At 62.6% G+C, this 21,892-nt stretch carries 20 protein-coding genes; 6 read left to right on the forward strand and 14 right to left on the reverse strand.

Annotated elements, in window-relative coordinates; all coding sequences use genetic code 11:
- Both E3T35_RS07690 and E3T35_RS07695 read left to right on the forward strand, forming a co-directional pair.
- Positions 1–1,425 carry a rhamnulokinase family protein gene (locus E3T35_RS07690; protein ID WP_134378319.1) on the forward strand — a complete coding sequence of 475 codons (1,425 nt, stop codon included), beginning with the start codon at positions 1–3 and terminating at the stop codon, positions 1,423–1,425.
- A 121-nt stretch (positions 1,426–1,546) separates the two neighbouring features.
- Positions 1,547–2,467, forward strand: a complete 921-nt coding sequence (locus E3T35_RS07695) for an NAD-dependent epimerase/dehydratase family protein (protein WP_166789877.1) — start codon at positions 1,547–1,549, stop codon at positions 2,465–2,467.
- Positions 2,468–2,491: 24 nt separating this feature from the next.
- Here the strand turns inward: E3T35_RS07695 and E3T35_RS07700 are convergent, their stop codons facing one another.
- The 6 genes from E3T35_RS07700 to E3T35_RS07725 form a co-directional block, all read right to left on the reverse strand.
- Positions 2,492–4,306, reverse strand: coding sequence for an amino acid transporter (locus E3T35_RS07700; protein ID WP_241988765.1), 1,815 nt, complete (start codon positions 4,304–4,306; stop codon positions 2,492–2,494).
- 387 nt (positions 4,307–4,693) lie between these two features.
- A complete protein-coding gene (locus tag E3T35_RS07705; RefSeq protein ID WP_134378322.1) occupies positions 4,694–4,912 on the reverse strand; it encodes a hypothetical protein in 219 nt (72 codons plus the stop codon).
- A 130-nt stretch (positions 4,913–5,042) separates the two neighbouring features.
- Positions 5,043–5,729, reverse strand: coding sequence for a cation transporter (locus E3T35_RS07710; protein ID WP_134378323.1), 687 nt, complete (start codon positions 5,727–5,729; stop codon positions 5,043–5,045).
- Positions 5,726–6,079, reverse strand: coding sequence for a helix-turn-helix transcriptional regulator (locus tag E3T35_RS07715; protein ID WP_134378324.1), 354 nt, complete (start codon positions 6,077–6,079; stop codon positions 5,726–5,728). The genes E3T35_RS07710 and E3T35_RS07715 overlap by 4 nt, the downstream gene beginning before the upstream one ends.
- A gap of 209 nt (positions 6,080–6,288) precedes the next feature.
- On the reverse strand, positions 6,289–6,600 hold the full coding sequence (locus E3T35_RS07720) for a thioredoxin family protein (protein ID WP_134378325.1): 312 nt from the start codon (positions 6,598–6,600) through the stop codon (positions 6,289–6,291).
- 131 nt (positions 6,601–6,731) lie between these two features.
- On the reverse strand, positions 6,732–7,337 hold the full coding sequence (locus tag E3T35_RS07725) for a hypothetical protein (protein WP_134378326.1): 606 nt from the start codon (positions 7,335–7,337) through the stop codon (positions 6,732–6,734).
- A 600-nt stretch (positions 7,338–7,937) separates the two neighbouring features.
- Between E3T35_RS07725 and E3T35_RS07730 the strand changes: the two genes are divergently transcribed.
- Positions 7,938–8,501 carry a hypothetical protein gene (locus E3T35_RS07730; protein WP_134378327.1) on the forward strand — a complete coding sequence of 188 codons (564 nt, stop codon included), beginning with the start codon at positions 7,938–7,940 and terminating at the stop codon, positions 8,499–8,501.
- A 210-nt stretch (positions 8,502–8,711) separates the two neighbouring features.
- Here the strand turns inward: E3T35_RS07730 and E3T35_RS07735 are convergent, their stop codons facing one another.
- Genes E3T35_RS07735 through E3T35_RS07745 form a run of 3 tightly spaced genes read right to left on the reverse strand, consistent with a single transcriptional unit; the run spans position 8,712 to position 11,455 of the window.
- On the reverse strand, positions 8,712–9,722 hold the full coding sequence (locus tag E3T35_RS07735; protein ID WP_166789878.1) for a helix-turn-helix transcriptional regulator: 1,011 nt from the start codon (positions 9,720–9,722) through the stop codon (positions 8,712–8,714).
- Between the two features lie 54 nt (positions 9,723–9,776).
- Positions 9,777–10,895, reverse strand: coding sequence for an LLM class flavin-dependent oxidoreductase (locus tag E3T35_RS07740; RefSeq protein ID WP_134378329.1), 1,119 nt, complete (start codon positions 10,893–10,895; stop codon positions 9,777–9,779).
- A 47-nt stretch (positions 10,896–10,942) separates the two neighbouring features.
- The gene (locus E3T35_RS07745) at positions 10,943–11,455 is read right to left on the reverse strand and encodes a flavin reductase family protein (RefSeq protein ID WP_134378330.1); all 513 of its coding nucleotides are present in this window, start codon (positions 11,453–11,455) and stop codon (positions 10,943–10,945) included.
- Positions 11,456–11,861: 406 nt separating this feature from the next.
- On the opposite strand from E3T35_RS07745, the gene E3T35_RS07755 reads away from it, so the two are divergent.
- Entirely contained in the window at positions 11,862–12,023 is a 162-nt protein-coding gene (locus E3T35_RS07755) for an AraC family transcriptional regulator (protein ID WP_134378332.1), read from the forward strand.
- A gap of 213 nt (positions 12,024–12,236) precedes the next feature.
- Here the strand turns inward: E3T35_RS07755 and E3T35_RS07760 are convergent, their stop codons facing one another.
- Entirely contained in the window at positions 12,237–13,718 is a 1,482-nt protein-coding gene (locus tag E3T35_RS07760) for a Na+/H+ antiporter NhaC family protein (RefSeq protein WP_134378333.1), read from the reverse strand.
- 82 nt (positions 13,719–13,800) lie between these two features.
- The gene (locus tag E3T35_RS07765; protein WP_198421007.1) at positions 13,801–14,970 is read right to left on the reverse strand and encodes an aminotransferase class V-fold PLP-dependent enzyme; all 1,170 of its coding nucleotides are present in this window, start codon (positions 14,968–14,970) and stop codon (positions 13,801–13,803) included.
- A 102-nt stretch (positions 14,971–15,072) separates the two neighbouring features.
- On the opposite strand from E3T35_RS07765, the gene E3T35_RS07770 reads away from it, so the two are divergent.
- Positions 15,073–15,612: a cupin domain-containing protein gene (locus E3T35_RS07770; RefSeq protein ID WP_134378334.1), complete on the forward strand. Its 540-nt coding sequence runs from the start codon at positions 15,073–15,075 to the stop codon at positions 15,610–15,612.
- Between the two features lie 75 nt (positions 15,613–15,687).
- Here E3T35_RS07770 and E3T35_RS07775 read toward each other — a convergent pair whose 3' ends face one another.
- Positions 15,688–17,337 (reverse strand): thiamine pyrophosphate-binding protein, encoded by a 1,650-nt coding sequence (locus E3T35_RS07775; protein WP_134378335.1) that lies wholly within the window; start codon positions 17,335–17,337, stop codon positions 15,688–15,690.
- A 130-nt stretch (positions 17,338–17,467) separates the two neighbouring features.
- Positions 17,468–18,841, reverse strand: coding sequence for an aromatic acid/H+ symport family MFS transporter (locus E3T35_RS07780; RefSeq protein WP_198421008.1), 1,374 nt, complete (start codon positions 18,839–18,841; stop codon positions 17,468–17,470).
- Positions 18,842–18,989: 148 nt separating this feature from the next.
- On the opposite strand from E3T35_RS07780, the gene E3T35_RS07785 reads away from it, so the two are divergent.
- Complete coding sequence (locus tag E3T35_RS07785; protein WP_134378358.1) at positions 18,990–19,415, forward strand: thioesterase family protein; 426 nt, start codon at positions 18,990–18,992, stop codon at positions 19,413–19,415.
- Between the two features lie 51 nt (positions 19,416–19,466).
- On the opposite strand, the gene E3T35_RS07790 is transcribed toward E3T35_RS07785, so the two are convergent.
- On the reverse strand, positions 19,467–21,872 hold the full coding sequence (locus E3T35_RS07790; protein WP_134378336.1) for a bifunctional salicylyl-CoA 5-hydroxylase/oxidoreductase: 2,406 nt from the start codon (positions 21,870–21,872) through the stop codon (positions 19,467–19,469).
- Between the last annotated feature and the right edge of the window lie 20 nt (positions 21,873–21,892).

Consider the following 21,892-nt stretch of genomic DNA (forward strand, 5'->3'; position numbering starts at 1 on the left):
ATGACCCGCGCAGCTGTCGCCGCAATCGATCTCGGCGCGACCAGTGGACGTGTCGTGGTCGGTCGCTTCGACGCTGACACTGTGCGCCTAGACGTAGTCGAGCGATTCTTGAACAACCCCGTGCGCTGCTGGGAGGGAACAACAGACGGGCTGCACTGGAACGTGCTCGAACTGTTTCGTTCAGCCCTGATCGGCCTCCGCAAAGCAGTGATTGAGGAGCCTGATCTGCGCAGCATCGGAATTGATGCCTGGGGGCTCGACTATGGGTTGTTGCGTGGCGGTGCGCTGCTCGGCAATCCCTACTCGCACCGCGACGCCCGCACACTCGAGGGCGTGCGGGCGACCCATGAGCTCGTCTCGCAGAAGGAACTGTATGCCGCCAGCGGTATGCAGTTCATGCCGATAAACACCGTCTATCAGTTCACCGCCGACCGGCTTGCCGGACGGGTGCAAGCTGGCGATACAGCCCTGTTGATACCCGATCTCATGGGGTACTGGCTGACTGGCGTGCCTGTCGCCGAGCACACCAACGCCTCGACGACGGGTTTGCTGGACATACACACGCGAGGTTGGTCGACCAAGCTGGCGAACAGCCTCGGCTTCACAGCGAGCCTGTTCCCGCAGTTGGTCGAACCTGGAACGACGCTCGGCCCACTGCTGCCGACCGTGCAAGCCGAGGTTGGCGGGCAGATCCCCGTTGTCACCGTGGGGTCGCACGACACGGCCTCAGCCGTGGTCGGAGTGCCTGCCCGGGGCGATGAATTCGCCTACGTCTCGTGCGGTACCTGGGCGCTCGCCGGGGTCGAACTGGAAATGCCCGTGCTCAGCGAGGCGGCCCGCGTCGCCAATTTCACTAACGAGAGCGGACTTGACGGTCGCATCCGCTTTCTGCAGAACATCACGGGACTCTGGCTGCAGTCGGAGAGCATCCGCACGTGGGAGCGGGCGGGACTTCAGATCGACCTTCCTGCACTCATCCGTGAGGCCGCGGCTCTACCGCGCGGTTCGGTGTTCGATGCCAACGATCCGCGCCTGCTCACGCCTGGCGACATGCCCGCGCGCATTGCGCAGTGCTGCCTCGAGGCCAATCAGCCTGTGCCGCACACTCTGGCGGAGGTCACGCGCGCAATTTGCGAGAGCCTGGCCGAGGCGTTTGCACACACCGTTCGCACCGCTTCGGAGCTGTCGGGCAAGACCGTGAGGGCCATCCACATCGTTGGCGGCGGATCGCAAAACGCCCTCCTGTGCCAGTTGACCGCCGACCGCAGTGGACTGCCCGTGATCGCTGGTCCGGTCGAGGCAACCGCCTTCGGAAACGTGCTCGTGCAGGCGCGCACCGGGCGGCTCATCTCGGGCAGCCTCGAGGCGATGCGGGCCGTCATAACCCGGTCGGTGACGCTGCAGCATTACGCGCCGCGCGGGTGACATCGCGCTGAATACGCCCGCACGGGAGGGGGTTGATCAAGCGTTTCTGGTGCACCGGCATATTCCGTCTGTCAGACTCGGCGTTAATCGCACGACGCGACCACCGAACTGAATGGATCCCATGAGCAAGCAGCTTGTTGTTGGAGCCGGCCTCATCGGCCGCCCCCTGGCCGAACGCCTCGCAGCGCGCGGCGACACCGTGACCATTGCCACCCGCTCGGGCTCGGCCGCCGCAGGCGCGACTGCTCTGGTACTGGATGCGAGTGATCCGGCAGCTTTTACGCACGCCGCAGCTAATGCTTCCACCATCTTTCTCTGCACGAATCCGCCCTATACCGATTGGGCTGCACAATGGCCGCCCATCTACGAGGCGGTGATTGCCGCCGCATCCGCTACCGGTGCCAGTATCGTCGTGATGGGTAACCTGTATTCCTATGGGTCACCGACCGGCGCCATGACCGAACACTCGAGCGAAACGACCACCGAAGCCAAGGGACTCATTCGCCGCGCAGGTTGGGCAAAGTTGCGCGCCGCGCATGACGCCGGCCACATTCGTGCTGTCGAGGTGCGGGCCAGTGACTACTTCGGGCCTGGGGCCACCGGCACCGCGCACCTGGGCGAAGCGTTTTTCACCGCTGTTCTTCGCTCAAAGACGGCTCATGTCGTGGGTAAGCCGCACCTCGCGCACAGCTGGAGCTACCTGCCCGACATCGTGACCACGCTCATCGCCGCGGCAGACTACACCGGCGACTGGGGCCGAATCTGGCACGTTCCGAGCGGTACCGTCAGCCGTGTCGACATCGTTGGGCAACTCAATGCGCACTACGGCACACGGGGAAAAGTCACCGGCTATCCGCAGCTGTTGCTGCGGTCCTTCGGGGTGGCCAATCCGATGATGCACGAAGTGTGGGCGTCGAGTTACCAGTTCGTGGTGCCGTTCGTGATTGATGCGACCGAGACCGAGCGTGAACTCGGTGTCGCCGCCACGCCGTGGAACGAGGCACTCGTCACCACCGCGGAGAGCTACCGCAGCCAGATCTGATCGAGGCGGTCTGCGCCAGGGGCCTCAGCTCACGTGCACGTGCGGGCGCCGTTTGGCGTTCGGCTCCGACTCACGCAACACTTCGCGGGTCACCGGGGCGATCTCGCCCTGGCCGGTGACGAGGAACTTGAACATATTCGAGATGGGGTTGTTCTGGGTCCACTCAAAATAGATTTCCGGGATGATGCCGGTCTGGTCACGAATCTCCAGAAGCGCGGCCGCAATCGTGTTCGGCACATTGCCGCTGGTCACCTGGAGAACCCGGTAGCCGTGTTTGGCCACGCCGCTCACGACGAGATCTTCCTCAAAGTCCGACGAGTCTGAGGGGAGCACTTCGAGAAAGATGATCGGTGAGCCGGTCGGTATATTGCCGAATCGGCGTTCGTCGCGGCTCTTATCACGGTACTCGGATTCGGTGTCTTCGTCGGGCTCGTGGGAGATGATTCGCACGACGTCGTAGTCCTCGGCGTCGCCCGTGACGAAATCGAGGGCCGAGGAATCCAAAGTGATCGACGTCGCCCTGAGTTGGAACGACCGACGCACGCGCGAGACGAGGGAAGTCACCATGATGCCCACGATGAACAGGGCGGCGATGCGCACGCCGTCGGGGCGTTCGACGATGTTCGCGATGGTCGTGTACGCCATGATCGCGGCGATTATGCCGAAACCAATGGTCGGCCAGCGTTGCCGTCTTTTGCGGGCGGACAGGGTGACCGCGACGGATGCCGACGTCATCAGCACGAGCACGCCCGTTGCGTAGGCACCGCCCTGGGCGTCGACGCTGGCCTGGAAAGCAATCGTGATCACGAAGGCGATCCCGATGAAAACCAGTACGAGCGGGCGCACGGCCCGGGCCCATTGCGGTGCCATGCCGTACCGCGGCAAGTATCGAGGCACGAGGTTAAGCAGACCGGCCATAGCGGATGCCCCAGCAAACCAGAGGATGCAGATGGTGCTGATGTCGTAGACGGTGCCGAATGCGTTACCGAGGTATTCGTGGGCGAGATAGGCCAGGGCCCGACCATTGGCGGGGCCGCCGGGCTGGAAGGCGGCCTGCGGGATCAGAAACGTCGTGACGAGGCTCGACGTGATCAGGAAACCGCTCATGATCAGTGCCGCTGTGGTGAGCAGCCGTTTCGTACCGCGAATCCGGCCGACGGGATTGTCGTCACTGTCGGTCGGGCTTCCCGTAACCTGCGGCATCACGGCCACACCGGTCTCGAAGCCGGACAGGCCCAAGGCCAACTTGGGAAACACGAGCAGTGCGATCCCCACCATGACGAGCGGATTACCGTGCTGCACGGTGAGCGCCGCCCACCAATCCGTGATGACCACGCTATTCGTCGCCACGTGCTCAATCGCAACCATGATGACGATCAGGTTGAGAATGAGGTAGACCGCAACAAGAACCACGGCGATGCTGATTGCTTCCCGAAAGCCGCGAAGGAAGACAATTCCAAGCAGGGCGATGATGAACAACGTGATCGGTACTTCCTGACCGTGAAACCAGGTTGGCGTGAACGGATTCTCGACTGCGTGAGCCGTGGCATCCGCTGCAGACAAGGTAATCGTGATCATGAAGTCCGTGGCCGCGAACCCGAGCAGAACCAGCACGAACAGTTTGCCCGACCACCACGGCAGCAGCTTCTCCAACATATGGATGGAACCGGATCCCCGAAAACTCTCTGCAGCCACCCGCCGATACACGGGCAAGGCGCCCAACAGTGTCAGGGCGACCAGAACGATGGTAGCAATCGGCGATAGCAGTCCGGCGGCGAGGGCCGCGATCGCCGGCTGATATCCGAGCGTCGAGAAGTAGTCGACACCGGTCAGGCACATCACACGCCACCAGGACTGCGTCTTTTCAGCGGTGGCCGCGTGCGGTCCCACCCGTGATCCATGGCGGTCACCGGTGTCTTGCAATAGCCACGCTTTGACGCTTTTGGCCGAAGCCCGCGATATGGTCACGAGCACACCCTACGCCCTCGCAAACTACCGCAAGAATTGCTTTCACTTTCATTTACTGCACGCTTCTCGCTGCGGCCGAACAAGGGGGCAAGCCGCCATCTGGTGCCCCCTACTCGACCTGTTACGCGACGTTTGCGGTTGCGTGGTTGTGAGCGCGAGAGAGGACCACCGCAAAGATCAGGAAGACGGCTGTGCTCAGCGATCCGCTTATCTCTCCCAGCTGCGGAATTACAAGCAGCCCGCTCACTCCCAGCAGAATCAGCACCCCGCCAAAACTGCGAACAACCGCATGCCATAAAGCAACATGAAGACGAGGTAGTGCCCGCCAACGATGAAGAGCGCAGCCATACCGCCAGCAACGGAGCCCCAAGTGAACACCGCGCTCGCCGCCGCCCAGATGACCGCGGACACCAATGGTCCAGGGAAGCCGGCACGATAGATTCGTCGAACATCGGCCTGTGCTTGTGAAATTTCCATGACATCTACCGTGATCGAGCCGAAGAGCGAGTTGCACACTCGTCAGAGCCCACTTCGATCATGGCGCACCAGTCGCGACAGGACCAATCAGAGCCGCGTTGCCACGCTGTGTCAGAGCGCGCGAGTAGCTTCAGCAGCAGTCTTCGAACTCGACGTCGCGTTCCCCGGTGAGCGCAGCCACGGGCACTTTGCAGGCGTCGCCACGCCAGGCCTCGAAGCCTTCCCTAACGGCGAAGACCACGATCACGAGGGCTGCAACCGAGTCCGCCCACGCCCAACCAAAGAGCGTGTTCAAAAGTAGCCCGACCAGCAGGGCTGCGGAAAGATAGGAGCAGATCAGGGTTTGTTTCGAGTCAGCGACCGCCGAAGCAGAGCCCAACTCATGGCCGGCGCGACGCTCGGCGAAGCTCAGAAAGGGCATCACCAGCAGGCTGACCGCTGCCAGCACAATGCCGACCGTGCTGTGCTCCGCTTCGCGAACGCCGAAGAGGGACAGGCCGGCATCGACGATCACATACGCGGCGAGAGCGAAGAACGCCCACGCGATTACTCGCAGCGCGGTCTTTTCTCGCTTCTCCGGATCAGGCGCTGCGAACTGCCAGGCGACAGCGGCAGCGGAGAGGACCTCCACGATGGAGTCCAGGCCAAACCCGATGAGGGCTGCTGACGATGCCACGCTGCCGGCCGCGATCGCAATGATGGCTTCGATGACGTTGTAGCCAATGGTCGCCGCGACGATCCACCGAATGCGGCGGCGGAGAACCTGCGTTCGGTCAGGCTGGATCGCAACAAATCGGTCGTCGCTGGAGAGGCTCATGCGTCGTTCCCGCAGCACAGCGGTACGTCGCAGTCCTCATCGACGCAGCCGACACCGTCATCGATAGCGAGCACCACATCCATCAGGGCGATTAGCGCCCTGGTCACGTGAGGATCCGCGATCTCATAGCGAGTCGAGCGTCCCTCCGGAACGGCGGCCACGATTCCGCAGCCTCTGAGGCACGCCAGGTGGTTGGATACGTTCGACCGCGACAACTGCAGCTCGCGCGCCAACGCACCCGGAAACCCCGGGCGTTCGAGCAAGGAGAGCAGGATTCGAGACCTGGTGGGATCGGCCATCGCTCGACCCAACCGGTTCATCACGTCAACCCGCGAGGCAATAGTCAGCATCCACTGACATTACAGCAGGGGCTGACCAATCACCACGGTCCTGCCAACACAGTGTCAATTAGTGCTGATCGTGCCCGATTGGATCGGCCCGGAGGCGGAGCGCGACCCACAGTCCACATCGGCGGTAGATGTAGGCATTGTCGCTGAGGGCGTGCAGCCTGCGGCGCGGATAGCTGCGACCGCAGCAGGAACAGGTGAGTTCTGGGGTATTATCCATGAGCCGCGAGCGCTGCCGCAATCTGTTCTTGGGTGGGAGCTCCGGCCAGGCCGTTCGGCGTTACATAAATCCGGCAGGCGAGATCGCTGGTGCGGCCATCCGTCGGGAAGAGATCAACACCGTCGACGAGGATCGTTGGCGACCCAGCAAATAGGACTTGCCCGGCTGTCTCGGCGGAATCGATCAGTGTGGATGTGATCACTGTGTTCGAGTGCATCGTGTTGTCGACGGCGCGCTGCAGGCGGATGAGGGCCTGTACCGAGTTCGGACAGCCTGCAATGTAGAGCAGCTCGATTGTTGTCATGGATTCTTTTCCTTTTGAGGGGGCCATCCGTATCATCCAACGGATGCGTCGCCTCGCGATACCGCGGATGGACAGCAATCAACGTGGGTACCCAGTATTTTCCGCAGGACAGTCTTTCAGGTCGATGCGAGCTAGTTGTAAATCTCGATGAGGCTCGGGTCGGTCAGCTCAATCTGAGCCACACCTTCGTACAGCGTGATTTGGCCGGAGGTGCACAGGGTCACGCCGCCGTCAATCGGCTCGAGGTCGCCGACGTCCCAAACCACGATCTGAAAACGTTCCGGGTCGGGGTAGTCGCGACCGAGGTTGAGGAACACGTCGTCTTCCGAGTTGCCGCCGCCGGCGAGTGGCCCGCAGACGCGCTGCGTCGAACCGGCGTAGTCCACACCCTGGTTCCAGGGGATCCCGCCGCCAGGCTGCTCTTCCGCGGCCGCGGCAAATGGGAGCGGGGCTGGAGCGCCAGGAGCCGGATCTGCCTGGTAAACCCAGTTTCCGTTGCGGTCCTCGACGCAGCCGAGCTCTACGGCCTTCCGCTCGGCCAGACCCGCCGGTGCCGCAACGAGCGCCGCGCAGGCGGTGGCAGGATCGACCGGCGATGACTCTTCGGTCAACAGTTCAGCCGCGTTGGGCTCGTCATAGGAATAGGAGCCCGAGCTGCAGGCAGTGAGCAGCAGCATCGAAGACAGGGCCGCAGCAGCTGTCAGAGCGGCGATTGGAGCGCGAGGCGATCGGGGCATGGGCAAAGACTAGGGCATCGCCGACGGACGTGTGTGTCCCCGTCCGAGTGGGCGTCCAGCGGGCAGTATGCCCCCTTTCGGCCGAACACGTCACGAGAAGATCGCGGCCGCTGAACGACTAATACTCGGAGACTCGAACCAAGAACATCACATTCCGAGTCATCTTCATCAAGACTTCGAAGTCGCACAGATTCGGAACTCCCCCGACAACCGGCACGAAAGGGGCACCACGGGCTCACGAGCCCGGGCTAACCTAGCGGGATTCGGACATGAGTACCTCGCGACCGCAACTGCCAAAACCCCCAATTGACCGGAGATTTTTTACAAAGCTGGGGTACCTGGACTCGAACCAAGAACAAATGATAGGCGTCTGTATAGTGGTGCGCACCCGCACATGGGGCAGACTTCCGCGGAATTCCGCGGTTCTCATGAGCTTTAGTGCACGCGCTGTACGGCGAGATACGGCCTGAATCTGGTCAGATTTTGGGGTTTATGGTGCGTTTTTGGTCACGCTCTCCTGGTGACGCAACCCCCGTCCCGGACGAAAGGAAGCGATGCAGCGGTCCGGCCTGCGAGCCACTTACGCCGCCGTTCCGATCCATGACCGCCGTATTGCACTGGGCTCGACGGCACGAGCTCCTCCCGACCAATCCCATGGACCACGTGACCCGTCTGCACCGCGAGCCTCATGTCCCCGACGCGCTCACCACGGTCGAAGTCAACAAGATCCGCGTCGCGATCTCCGCCTGGGAGGCTGGCTTCGGCTACACGTCCGGTCCCCGGCCAGACGGGCAGCTCGGCTGCATCGTCGAGGTGATGCTCGGCACGTCTGCTGGAATCGGTGAAGTGCTGGGAATCCGCCGCCTGGACGTCACCAGCGACGTACCGTTCATTCACTTGGCCGGCACGATCATCAGCCGCAAGGGCGAGCTGACCTTTCGGCAGATCACTCGGAGACCGCCACTTCGAGGCGCTGACCACGGCAAACGTGCGGCGTCAAGTGCGCAGGGTTCTTGGCGAAGCGGGAGGCGCTGGGGTGACGCCGCACCTGTACCGCCGCACGGTCGCGACCGCGGTCGGCGACAACGCGAACGTCGAGCTGGCGCCGGAGTTGCTTCGCCACACGGGCACAAAGATCACGCTGCAGCACTACATCCGGCGTAGCGAAGTGGTAAATCCGGCGTAGCGAAGTGGTAAATCCGGCGACGGCGGAGCTGCTGGAGCGAGCGTTTGCGAAGGACGCTGAATAAACCCTGCGGTGGCGGTCGTCGTCCACTGCTCGCGCAATATTCCAGCGCGGTGGACGAAGGTCTAGGTAGGGCCATGGGTGATGGCAGCTCGGATCCAGCTCGCGCGGCTGACTGCAAGTCTGCTTCAGGTCCGCGACCGCACGCGTCGGAGCGTCTCGGACGGCTGCTCACCGTATCTCTGCGCGTAGTACTCGGAGAACCTGCCCAGGTGGAAGAAACCCGATTCCGCTGCGATGCTCGACACCGTTGCCGTGTTCGAGTGCCGCTCGTGTTCGATTGCCAGCCGCGCCTTCTCCAGCCGTACCCGGCGCAGGAACTGCGCCGGCGAGGTGCCGAGATGCTCCTGAAAGGCCGCGTTCAGCTGCCGGGCACTGATACCTACGGCCGTGGCAACCTGTTCCATTCCGAGGTCCTCCCTCGAGTGACTGTCGATAAACGCTCTAGCGGCCGCCACGTAGCTGGGGCCGAGGGCGCCGATCTCCGGCTCCAGCACATCCCTTATGTAAGGGGATAGCCCGGTCAGCATTGACGTCATCAACACACTCGCCAAGCCGTAATCCAGCAGTGGATTGCGCCCGGCTGGCTGGGAATCGATCTGTCTGACCACACCCAGCCACGAGGACCTCACCACGTCTGGAGCCGCCAACTGGAGCGGTTCATGAGTCGAGATCAGTATCGGGTTGGCAAGGTTTCGGCCGTAGGTGGACACCAGCAGGGACTCCAGCGCGCCCGCATCTACCGATCCCACGAGGCAGCCTCGCTCACCATCGGGGGCCATAAGCGTGGGCCGGGTGCCATCCAGCGCGAACGGACGTTTGGCCACCCATTCATGACCTCCGCATTCAACGCCCATGGGTCCAAGCGGAAGAACGAGCATGGTGCGGCGACCAGATGGAGGACTGGTCACCGTCACTTTCGCGCCATATGCGACGAAAACTAGGCTCACGTCACCGATCTTTAGCCCGTTAACGATGCCCTGAACCCGGCCGCTCGGCGGGGGCAGTAGACGGTGGTCATCCTCGGTCAGGCCGTTAACGACATCCCTGACGTCTTGGGCATCGTCGCTCGCCAGCAGATGGCGAGAACCGAGCGGCAATGGACGCGTCGGCACGGCGTTGGAACCGATGCTGGTCATCGTCAGACCCTTTCTGCAACCGTCGCATCCTCGCGCGGTTCTCATCGTGACTTGCTACGCGGCGACCACGGCTTTCGCCGGGCTTCGAATACCCATTGCTTCCAGCCGCGGCAGCACCTCCTGTGCAAAGTACTCCAACTCCGAAACATAGTCGACAAACGCGAGAGTCATCCCTGCGAATCCGGCGTCGTGGTACCGCTTGATCTCCGCGGCGACGTCATCCGGCGTGCCGATCAGGGGAACGCCTCCGTGTCCGGCCGCGAACCGCGGCCGGAATGCCGCCAGCATCTCCTTCGTGAACGACTGCGCGTGCAGCCCCTGCAGCTTCATCAGGTAGTCAACGGCACCCCAGTCGGCGTTCTCTTCCGCGTAGTAGTGCAGGTACTCGTCCGCTTCTCTTTTGGTCTCGCGGCAGACGACGTGGCTGAATGTGAACACGCCCATGTCCCGCGCGTGATCCCGCCGTGCCTGCTCCTTCAATCCCTCAACGATGGTCTTGCCGTCTTCTGGGCCCATCACGCTGGTGAATACGAAGTCCGAGTTGCGGGCAGCGAAGCCTCGCCCTTGCGTCGACGATCCTGCATTGATGATCGGCAGGATGCCCTCGACGGGCTTTGGCATGCTCTCTACGTGCTGCAGTTGGAAGAACTCGCCGTTGTGGTCGAATATCTCCGGGTCCGTCCAGGCACGGCGGATGATGTCCCACCACTCCTGCGCAAGGGCGTAACGGTCGTCGTGGCTCTGCGGCAGATCCAACCCGAACGCCTCATACTCGGGCTGGTTCCAGCCGGCCACGATGTTCAAGCCGGCCCTGCCGCCGCCAATGTGATCGAGCGTTGCCATTTGCTTGGCCACCGACAGTGGGTGATTGAACGCCGTGTGGATCGTGGCGAATATGTTGATGTTCTTGGTGACAGCGAGGAGCCCTGCGGCCCACGTGACGGGGTCGAGCACAGCACCGTGGAAGTTCGTATCCCCCTTATAGCCGATCCAGCGTGCGATCGGCAGCAGGAAATCGATGCCAACTTCATCGGCGACCTGTGCCATCCGCAGGTTGTCCTCCCATCCTGCCGACCAGCGCTCCGGGATCTTCGTAACGGCCATGCCGCCAGAGCAGTTCGATGAGAACAGACCGAGCTTGAAATGGTTGGAAGCCAGGATTGCACGTGTCATTTGTATCTCCTTTTGATCTTGATAGGTCGAACAAGTGAAGTAGTTGGTCAGTGGTAAAGGGCGTGGTTAGTCAGTGGCGCAAACGACTCCGGTCGGGTCACCCTGATCACCCTGCCGACGACAATGAGGTGGTCGCCACCTTGATACCGAGCCCAAACTTCGCATTCAAGGGCCAGCGGTGACGCAGCCAACATCGGTGAACCGCAGATTCCGGGAGTCCAGTCCATCCCGGAGAACTTATCGCCGCCCTTTTTCGCGAACCGGGCTGCGAGGGCCGTCTGCTCTTCGTCCAGCACATGTACGGCAAAGTTGTCGGTGTGGTTCCACAGCTCCAGGCTGCTGGAGCGCAAGTCGATGCACCAGGAGACCAATGCGGGCTCGAGGCTAACCGACGTGAAGCTGTTGCTCACCAGACCCGCTGTCTGATCGCGCCAAGAAGTGGTGATCACGGTTACTCCGGTCACCCAATGACGCATGGCATCCCGGAGTTCGGCCGACATGACCGCAATGTCGATTATTGTGCTCCGCTCGCCGGTCGTCAGCGAATTTAGTAAAGCCATGGTTCGAACCTCCGAAACAGGTGCCCGCCACGTCCCTGTGGCCGGTGTCTTTCGATTCTGCCCGGTACGTGAATTGGCAACTATCCAGAAACGGACGTCCGATAGCCAAATGCGGAAGTCGCCTCGGCGTCAGCGCCGGGGCTTTCGCTTCCGCAGAATTTCCTGCGCCACCAGATGCCCTGATCCGGCTCCCAGCCCCGGACCCGGATGCGTGGCCGCGCCGATAGGCCCGCCACTGAGTTCCGGTGCAGAGAGGCCGATGGCAGGGGCCGCCAGAGCAAGTTCTGGTAAAGCTCCGCCGAGCCCCCGTATGGGTCGCCGCATGGGGCGTTCACATTCGCGGCCGCCAGGTCGACCGGCGAGATTACATGGATGCCCAGCACGGCTGGTCCGGCGTTTCGAGCGAATGTTCGACGACCATGCCCAAGACGAGCTCAGCATCGTCGACATCGCGAACGCCCTGAACGTGCCCCTGCGCACGCTGCAGGACACCATGCGGCGCGAACTGGGTATGACCCCATCGCGGCGTCTGCAGGAGGTCAGGCTGGGCCTCGCCCACGCTCGGTGACTGGCCGCGGATCCAGCGGTCCTCAGCGTGAGTGACATAGCAGCCAGCTACGGCTTCATACACCCCGGCCGATTCTCCGGCAGCTACCACGCGGACCACGGCGAGTACCCGTCCGGTAACCTCCGCCGGTAATGTGCGCGAGTCCCGCCAGTTCAAGTCTCCGAGCGGCGTCCTGATTCTTTACGCGCCGGACGCCGCTCTGGCTATCGCAGATCAACCGCGCATGGCGGTTTCGAGTTCATCATCGCTGAGACTCGCCGGCAGAGGAGTTTTGCGCTCCTCACCGTTCTTCCCCTCAAAACGCCGGCCCCATCCAGTCAGAATCGCCAGAAGTATCACCACGGTCAGCACCAGCGGATAGAAGGTTGCAAGAAAGATCGACGGCGCTGCCAGTACGGGCGCGCCGTCATGGCCTTGGGTCAACAGGCTGGCAATCAGTAAGAATGAGCTGACAATCGGGACGACCGACCCGAGTCCGAGGGTGAAGCAATCCATCACATTTGCACGCCGGTAGGGGTGCAGACCGGCCGCCGCGCCGATACGGTCGGCGACTGGGCCAAACATGATCATTGAGGGCCCATTCACGCCGGCAAAGATGGTCGCCGTGGCGAGTGCCCCGATGCCGATGGCGAGCTCCGCTCCCATGGGCGTCTTGGCGAATGCGGATTTTCCGACGGCATCGACAATGAGGTCGAAGATTCCAGCTTGCTGCAGAACACCGATGATTCCGAAGATTACAATCCCCAGCCCGATGAGCGGCAGGATGTTGGCGATTCCAGCCACTAGGAATCCGCCCGGAGTCCCGTCTTCATTGGCGGACATAACGTCGGAGAGGGTGAGAAGTCCTGTCAGCAGGCCGAGCGCGATGCCTGAGACGAGGCCAATCGTAGCCGCCAGGAAGATGTCCCTCTTCCAGAAGGCCACGAAGAGCAGGATGGCAATGGGGATGACCATGATGAGGCTTAGAGGCGTGCCGGTGACGTCCATCTCCGCTGCCGTTTCATTCTGGGATCGCATGGAGCCGACGACCAGGAACAGAATGGTGCTGATGCCGGCAGCGACCAATGCATACTTAGCGCGTGCCTTCACGACACCGCCGATCTCGGCGGAACCCTCTCGGTTTCGATATTTCTGGGTCGACGAGGAAACAATGGTCGAGTCGGAGATCGGGGCAAGATTGTCGCCGAACAGCGCGCCAGACAGAATCGCCCCGGCCAAGATCAACGGATCCGCTCCGAGAATGACACCCGCCGGGTAGAAGATCGGGAATGCGGTGAACAGCGTGCCGATCGAGGTGCCCGTGGACATCGCGATCGCACACACCGCGACAAACGTGACCGCGATGAACCAGCCCCCCGTGACACCGAGGCTGCTGGCTAGCCAGACGAAACCGCCGGAGACACCCGTCTGCTTTATCAGCGCCGAGACAAGACTCACGATCAGAAGGATCAACAGGAGAGTGATCGAGGTCCGGGATGAGACACCCATGATGACGCTGTCCCAAAACTTGGAGTAACGGCGGGCAAAAAGCGCGGCGATTAGGAGGCCGGCCAGCCCTGACGCCGTGAGCGCGTTCATATCGAATACGCGGAAGATCACGAAATAGGCAATGACGCCAATCAGGAAGGTAGCCGGAGCTATCAGCGCCCCCAGGACCCCTCCCCTGAATTCAAGCCGTTCGCTAGTTTCATTCATTTTTTCAGGCTCCTTTGCCCTAATACGAGATCGTTGGGTGCGTCGTCGGCCGCGCGTGTAGTCGACGGCCAGAGGCTCGCGCCTATCGACGAGATTGATGCTGACGGAGAGCCGCCAGCGCTGTCTCGATATCCTCTGCCGTTGTGTAGTAATGCAGGGACAGCCGGAGAAGCCGACCGCGAGGCGCTGTCATGATCCCCCGTTCGAAAAGCCATTCGGACAACCCTGCAGGGTCCTCGTCAAAGATGGCGACCTGGGGGCCACGGTGTTTCGGGTCGGCGGGCCTGCTCATGCGGATCCCGAGGTCCGAAAGACCGGTCGCAAGCTGCTCAGACAGCCGCATAATGTGCTCATACCCCACGGCTTGGTCGACGCGCTCGAGAACTCCGAGGCCCGCGTTCGCCGCGTACACGGCTGGAACGGCCGGGGTCCCACACTCGAACCTTCGCGCGGTTGTTGGATAATCGACGAGCTCCGGGTCAAAGGCGAAAGGATCGACTCGACCGAACCAGCCTGTGAGTTCCGGTGACCGCTCGGAGGTTATTCCATCCTTCACGTACAGAAAAGCCACCCCGGCGAGCCCGAGCATGTACTTCAGTGAACCCGTTACGAGATAGTCGCAGTCGAGTTCTTTCACGTCAATCGGTACGACGCCGGCACCCTGGTACGCGTCAACGAACATCCGCGCGCCTGCCTCGTGCGCAAGGTCGGTGAGTTCCCTCAGCGGAGGGCGTGCGCCATCGTGATAGCTCACCAGCGGCGCCGAGACTAGGCTCAGCGATTCATTGATCGCGGAATCCCACTCAAGCACGTCGAGCGCCTGAACTCGGTCGGAGATCATGTGCACTTGTGCCCCCTGCGCGGCTTGTGCTCGCCAGACATGCCCCACCGAGGGGAATTCGAGGGCGGATGTCAGAATGCCCGGCCGTCGGTCCCAAGAGAAGCTGGATGCCACCTGGTAAGCACCCTCCGATGCGGAGGAGACGATCGCAATCTCATCCGTTGAGGCGTTGATGAATCGTGCAAACCGTTCACGCAGTTTCTCGACCTCGCCCATCCAGAGGCCCCAGGGTGCGCCCGAATCCGTCAAGGAGCCGGTGAGGTCGCTAAGACTAGAATTCAGTTGCGTCGAAAGGGCGCCTTGACTGCAACTAGCAAGATGAACCATATGTTTCAGAGGCGGAAATTGAAGTCGAAATTCTTCCGCATCGAAGAGCTTTGCGGTTCGTACGATTGTGTCTGATGTTTCCATGCGGGCGAGCCTATGCCCAAGTGTTTAGTGTGGTCAACTATTTTTACTCTGACTTATGATTTCTTTTGACGTCATGAGATGCTCATGAAAGGAGCGCACCCCGTGGATGGCTTTCGAATTCGGGAATTGCGTGCCAATCGAGGGATGACCATTTCGCAGTTGGCGCTGGCGACGGAGGTCTCTGCCGGGCTAATCAGCCAGGTCGAGAGGGGGCGCACCGATCCAAGCCTTGAAACACTGCGCAAGATCTCGCGCGTTCTGGACGTGCCCCTGTTCGAATTGTTTGCGCAGGAGCCCGAAGGTAGCGGTGTCTCAGTAGTGAGGAAAGATCACCAAGTTCGTATCACTTCCCCAACTGAGGACATCACCTATTCACGACATTCCGCTGGGAACGGTCAGCTCGAGGTCCTCCGGGGAACCTTGAAGCCGGGCGGCTCCTCGAGCGCTGAGCCATGGAGCCACCCGTCCGAGGAATGCGTGGTCGTCGTCGAGGGCACCCTGGTTGCGGAGGTCCAGGGCAAACGCTACTCCCTGACAGAAGGGGACAGCTGTCATTTTAATTCCAGGCTTCCGCACCGACTTCTCAACGAGAGCAATGCCATGGCCACGTTCATCGTCGCGGCGACGCCTCCCAGCTACTGATCCGCGCCAGCTCATGCTGCCAGTGGGCAAGGCCCGGTTGCAGGAATCGCCTGCGCGAACTCGCCGCGAACGAGATCAATGCCCCTTGAAGGCCTCGGCAAGCCACCACGCGCCGCCGTCGCTGGCGATCTTTGCGTCGATGACGAGTGGCGAGTTCCGTTGCCCGTCCAACCACGTCTGTACGGCGTGAAGGTCGGCGTTTGTGCGCACCGTGATGGCATCTGCACCATAGCCGCGGGCGATGGCAGCCAGGTCAGAGTCGGGGAACGTGACCGTGCCCAGGTCCTCCTCCGCTGTGAAGTGGTGCACCTCTGCGCCGTAGGCCGCGTCGTTGTACACAATGATCACCAGGGGCAGGTTGAGTCGTACCGCCGTCTCCAGCTCGGAAATTCCCATCAGGAAGCCTCCGTCACCGGTGCCGAGCACGGGTAGCCGGTCCGGTCTAGCAAGTGCCGCTCCAATAGCCGTGTACAGACCCAGCCCGATCGATTGAAAGGCCTGGGTGAAACAGAAGCCGAACTCATCTGGAACGCTCAGGTGCGTACTTGGGTAGCCCATGAAGTTTCCAGAGTCGACGGACAGGATCCGTTCTGCCGGCAGGATGCCGTCCAAGGTGATGCTCAACACCCGGGGGTCGATACGGTGTTCCGTCGAGATGTCCTGTACTGGAACGTCTTGCCAGCGGGAGTTCGCGGCTATCAGCTCCGCGTTCTGCTCCGTGCGATACTTCTCTTCCGCTCTGCTGCCGTTCTCCCGTATGACCGCGAGGGCGTCCCGCGCCGTCGCCGCGCAATCGCCCAGTACGCCGAGGTCGATGTGCCGGTTGGCACCCAAGGAGTTGTCTTCGACGTCGACCTGGACGACGCGGGTGTTCGCGGAGATCAAGGCACCGTGGCGCATGGTCCACATGTTAAGGGTGCAGCCGAACCCGATAATCAGGTCGGCCCCGCTGATCAATTCCGCGGTCTGGGGTGAGGAGAATCCGCCGGAGATGCCAAGGGAGAAGCGCTCACCGTTGAAAAGCCCGCTGGCCACGGCAGAGGTGGCGACGAGTGCGCCGGCCTGGTCGGCCAGCTCGAGGATTTCCAGGCGGGCATCGCGCCCGCCGCGGCCGGCGACGAAGACCGGGCGCTCGGCAGCTTGGATCAACCGGACCAGATCGCGCACGGCCTCATTCGAGGGACGCACCAATTGCGCTGGCGGGATGCCTGCCACGAGGTCGGGCGTGTTTTCCGGGGCCGGTGCTGCCTGCACGTCGAGGGGAAGATTTAGGACTACCGTGCGGCGTTCGTTGCGCGCCGTGCGATAGGCACGCACCGTGTCAGCGACGGCGCTGCCGGGCGAATGCACTCGTTCGGCCACGGCCCCCACACTGCGGGCCAGGGCCCGCTGGTCGATCGTGAAATTCGAGCGCACGGCCGAGCTGGCCGTTTCAGCGGCCAGAACGATCATCGGCGTATGGCTCTTGGCGGCTTCGCCGATTCCGGTCATGGCGTTAGTTAACCCGCACCCCTGGTGCACGGACACAAGGGTGACCTCGCCAGACATCCGAGAGTAGGCGTCGGCCATCGTGGCAGCGCCCCCCTCGTGCCGCGCGGCCACGTAGGTCACCCCGTGGCGACGCAAAGCATTCGTGACCTCGAAGTTGCCGCTGCCGACAACTCCGAAGGCGTGACTAACGCCCAGTTGAGCCAGGGTCCGGCCGACCAGTTCCGCTACGTTCATATGCGTTATTCACTCCTATTTCGGGCCTGCGGGCTGTGCCCGCCGGCGCCTCCGGACAGTCCCCGAGAGGCGCCGACGGCCAAACGTACACGAACTGCATTCTTGAATTGAACTACACGCGCAACATCGATTAGGCCGATGCCTGCGCGGGCACGGTTTCGACAGCGGCGACGCTCTTCTGAGGTTCGCCTGTGCGTGTGGATACCGAGGACACGATAATGGCCCCCAGTACGGCCACTGCCGCGAAAGCGTAGAAGTTCACCTGGTAACCGAGTGCGGTACTGGCGATGACGCCGCCGATGATTGGTCCCATCATGGCCCCGATGCGCCCGACACCGAGCGACCAGCCGAGAGCAGTGGGACTCAGGCGCTGCGGGTAGTGCGTAGCGCAGAAGCCGCCGACCAGGATCTGCGTTCCGACGCTGCCGAGGCCGGCGAAGGCCACCAGCACGAAGAGCATGGCCACCGGCAGGTTGAGGCTAATCAGGAAGATCGAGATGCACGCGAGTATGAACGAGGCGGTGACGACCTTCTTGATTCCGACCCGATCTGCCACCCACGATGCGCCGATCGAGCCGACGATCGCTCCAAGGTTGAGCACAAGGAGGAACGCAAGCGCATGGCCGAGTTCGAATCCGGCGCCACGCATGATTTGCGGTAGCCAGGTGTTCAGACCGTAGACAAGCAGCAATCCGCAGAAGTTTGCGGCAGCGAAGAGGATCGTTGATCGGCGCCAGCGGGCACTGAACAAGTCTTTGAGGCTCGACTGTCGGGCCGGCGTTGCGGCGGCCGTTGCATCGGCGGCCGGGTTCTCAGCGACGATGTCCCCATAAACCAGGCCGAACCGATCGGCCGCAGCCCGAGCCTCGGCCGGGGAACGCCGGTTCGCGAGAAAGGCGATGGACTCGGGGAGGTACTTGTAGGCGATCGGCAGCAGGGTGACGAGCGGGAGGGCACCGACCGCGTAAAGCCAGCGGAAGTCCATTGCAGGGAGGGTCGATATTGCAAGCAGGGCTGCTCCTACGCCGCCCACGGAGTAGCCACTGAACATGAGCGCGTTGGCGATCTGACGGCGGTTTTTCGGCGCATACTCGACAGTCAGCGCGATGCAGGTTGGCACGACACCTCCCAGGCCAAGCCCGGTCAGGAAGCGCAGCACCGCGAATACGGTCTCGTTCGGTGCTGCAGCTGTGGCGAGCATACACACGGAGAACCACGCGATGCAGAACAGCATTATCTTGCGGCGACCGAGAATATCGGTCAACCCTCCAACCGTCAGCGTACCGATCAGCATGCCAATGAGAGCTAGGCTCCCGATCAGGCCAGCCTGAGCCGGGTCAATATCCCAGGTGGGATGCGCCAGCAGAGTCGGCACCGTTGCGCCAAAGACGACGAGGTCATAGCCATCGAAGACGATAGTGAAGAAGCAGAGGGCCAGAACAAGGCCGCCCCTTCGTTTCGGCAGGTCCTTCGTGGTGGCCGGTGGTGTGCGAAATTGCGTCATGAACTCTTCCTTGAGTTTTGCAATGCAGGGCGGTAGTCATGGACGGAACGCCCACTGGCCCCCAACCATACACTTTCTCTTACGACCGTCAAGTAATCGCAATATAGTTTTCTGAAGGTTAAACATGACAGATTACGGGAGCGAACATATGACGGTCACAAGAACACCGTCCACCTGCAGCATCGACCGCACGGTGGAGTGGGTGGATACGGACGCCGGGGGTCACCAACACAATTCGGTACTGCTGCGCTGGGCCGAATCCTGCGAGGCGGAGCTCTTCCGCGGGTTGGGCTTGCCGGAGCACTTCCCGCGCGCACCACGGGTACAGCAGAGCGTGAACTTTACGGCGCGGTTGTGGTTTGGCCAGCGGGTGACCACGACCGTGACATTAGAGAAAATCGGCCGCACCTCAATGGCGTTCCGCTTCGACGCGTACGCCCACACGTTTGAGGGGCGGGGTGCCAGCTCGGCCGCGCACGGCACCTTTGTCACCGTGTACATCACTCCGGGCCAGGACCTGGCCGGACCCTGGCCGCAACACTTCCTCGACAGGCTTACCCCCGCCACGACCTAGCAGGCCAGCCTCCGGTCCGGGGAAGCGGACGGGCAATGTGCCGGTCCCCGGCTACACCGGTATGGACTGCGCGCTCTCCGAGGCTTGATCGGCCGACTGCGGCCGCCAGCGAACATGGTTCCCTTGCTCGATCGGCACATCATGGTGCACGAGCTCCAGCCGGGGTCGTACGGCCTCGGTGCGCGCCGTCGGCGGCTTGCGCCGCCCGGCCCGGAACTGCAGCGGCCACTCCGCCGCCTTGCCGACGTACTCCTGCTCCGCCGCGGCGTGCAGCGTCCACTTGGTGTCGTAGAGGTGCGAGCGGCCCAGGGCGCACATGTCCGCCCGACCGGCCAACAGGATCGAGTTCATGTCGTCGTATGAGGAAATCGCGCCCACGGCGATGACGCTCGCTCCGTACTTGACCGCTACCTCATTTCGGATGCGGTCCGCGAACGGGGTTTGATAGCTCCGTCCGTAGGCCGGACGCTCCGCCTTGCTGACCTGGCCGGTGGACACGTCGATCGCGTCGGCGCCGTGCTTCACGAAGGCCTCGGCGATCGCCACGGCATCGTCCTCGGTGTTTCCCCCGTCCACCCAGTCGGTTGCAGAGATGCGCACGCTCATCGGGCGCTCGGCGGGCCAGACCGCGCGCACGGCGTCGAACACCTCCAGCGGATACCGTAGTCGGTTCTCCAGGCTGCCGCCGTAGGCATCCGTTCGCTGGTTCGCCAAGGGCGACAGGAAGGAGGACAGCAGGTAACCGTGGGCGCAGTGCACCTCGAGCAGATCGAAGCCGGCGTCGGCCGCTCGGCCGGCGGCGCTCACGAACTCGTCGCGGACGGCATCCATTTCGGCCCGGGCGATCTCCCGGGGAGTGGCGCTCTCCGGTCCGTACGGAAGGGCCGAGGGGCTGATGGTCTCCCAGCCACCCTCCTCGAGGGGCACGTCGATGCCTTCCCACATCAGTTTGGTTGAGCCCTTCCGGCCGGAATGGCCCAGCTGCACGCCGATCTTCGCGTTGGACCGCTCGTGCACGAAGTTCACGATCTCCCGCCAGCTCTCGCGCTGCGGGTCGGTGTACAGGCCGCTGCAGCCGGGGGTGATTCGCCCCTCCGGAGAGACGCACACCATTTCCGTCATCACGAGCCCCGCACCGCCCATGGCCAGGGAGCCCAGGTGCACGAGGTGGAAGTTTCCGGGGACACCGCCGGCGGCAGAGTACATGTCCATTGGGGAGACGATGACCCGGTTGCGCAGGTCCAGCTCCCCCAGTCGGTGCGGCTGAAACATGGCCGGCGCGGCTTCGCCCGCGCCCTGGCGCGCGGCGAAATCGGCGTCCACGAGGGCCGCGAAGTCGGGGTCGCGCAGCTTGAGGTTGTCGTGGGTGATCCGGCGGCTGCGGGTCAGCAGGTTGAAGCAGAACTGGACCGCGTCCTGGTCCTTGTACTGGCCGATGTTCTCGAACCATTCGAGGCTGGCCTGGGCCGCGCGCTGCGTCGATTCGACCACGGGCCGGCGTTCCGTCTCGTAGGCGGCGAGGGCATCCTCCACCTCGGCGTGCTCGTGCAGGCAGGCCGCAAGGGCGAGGGCATCCTCCATGGCCAGCTTGGTGCCGGAGCCGATCGAGAAGTGCGCGGTGTGGGCCGCGTCGCCCAGCAGCACGATGTTGTTGTGCCGCCAGTTTTCGTTCCGCACGGTAGTGAAGTTGATCCACTTCGAGTTGTTGGAGAGCACGTCGTGTCCCTGCAGTTCCTCCGCGAATATTTCGCGGATCTTCGCGATGGATTCCTCGTCGCTCACACCGGGCGGGAAGGCCGTGTTCGCACTGGCGTTGAAGCCGGCCCGTTCCCACACGTCCGGGTGCATCTCCACGATGAAGGTGCTGCCCTGGTCAGAGTAGGGGTAGCCGTGGATCTGCATGATGCCGTGCTCAGTCTCCTTGACGAAGAATTTGAACGCCTCGAAGACGAGGTCCGTGCCCAACCACATGTACTTGGAAGCGCGCAGATCCAGTGTTGGCTTGAACGAATCGGCGTAACGGGTGCGGATGCTCGAATTGAGTCCGTCCGCGGCCAGTACCAAGTCGTAGTCCCGGCTGAGCTCCTCCACGTCGGGGGGCATGGTCGAGAATCGTACGTCCACGCCAAGAACGATGGCCCGCAGTTGCAGGAGCCGGAGCAGTTCCTTGCGGCTCATAGCCGCGAAGCCTTGACCGCCCACCGTATGCGCTTCTCCCTTGAAGTGCACGTCAATGTCGGTCCAGCGGGCGAACTGGCTGGCCATCTCGGCGGCGATGACGGTGTCAGCGTTCTCGATCCCGCCGAGGGTCTCGTCGCTGAAGACCACGCCGAAGCCGAAGGTGTCGTCGGCGGCGTTGCGCTCCCAGACGACGATTTCGTGTTCCGGCTTGAGCTGCTTCATCAGGGCGGAGAAGTAGAGCCCTCCGGGGCCTCCGCCGATGACTGCAATACGCATGGGACGTCCTTTCTCAGACA

Origin of the sequence: Cryobacterium sp. TMT1-2-2, assembly GCF_004403505.1 — a bacterium.
GTDB lineage: Bacteria > Actinomycetota > Actinomycetes > Actinomycetales > Microbacteriaceae > Cryobacterium > Cryobacterium flavum.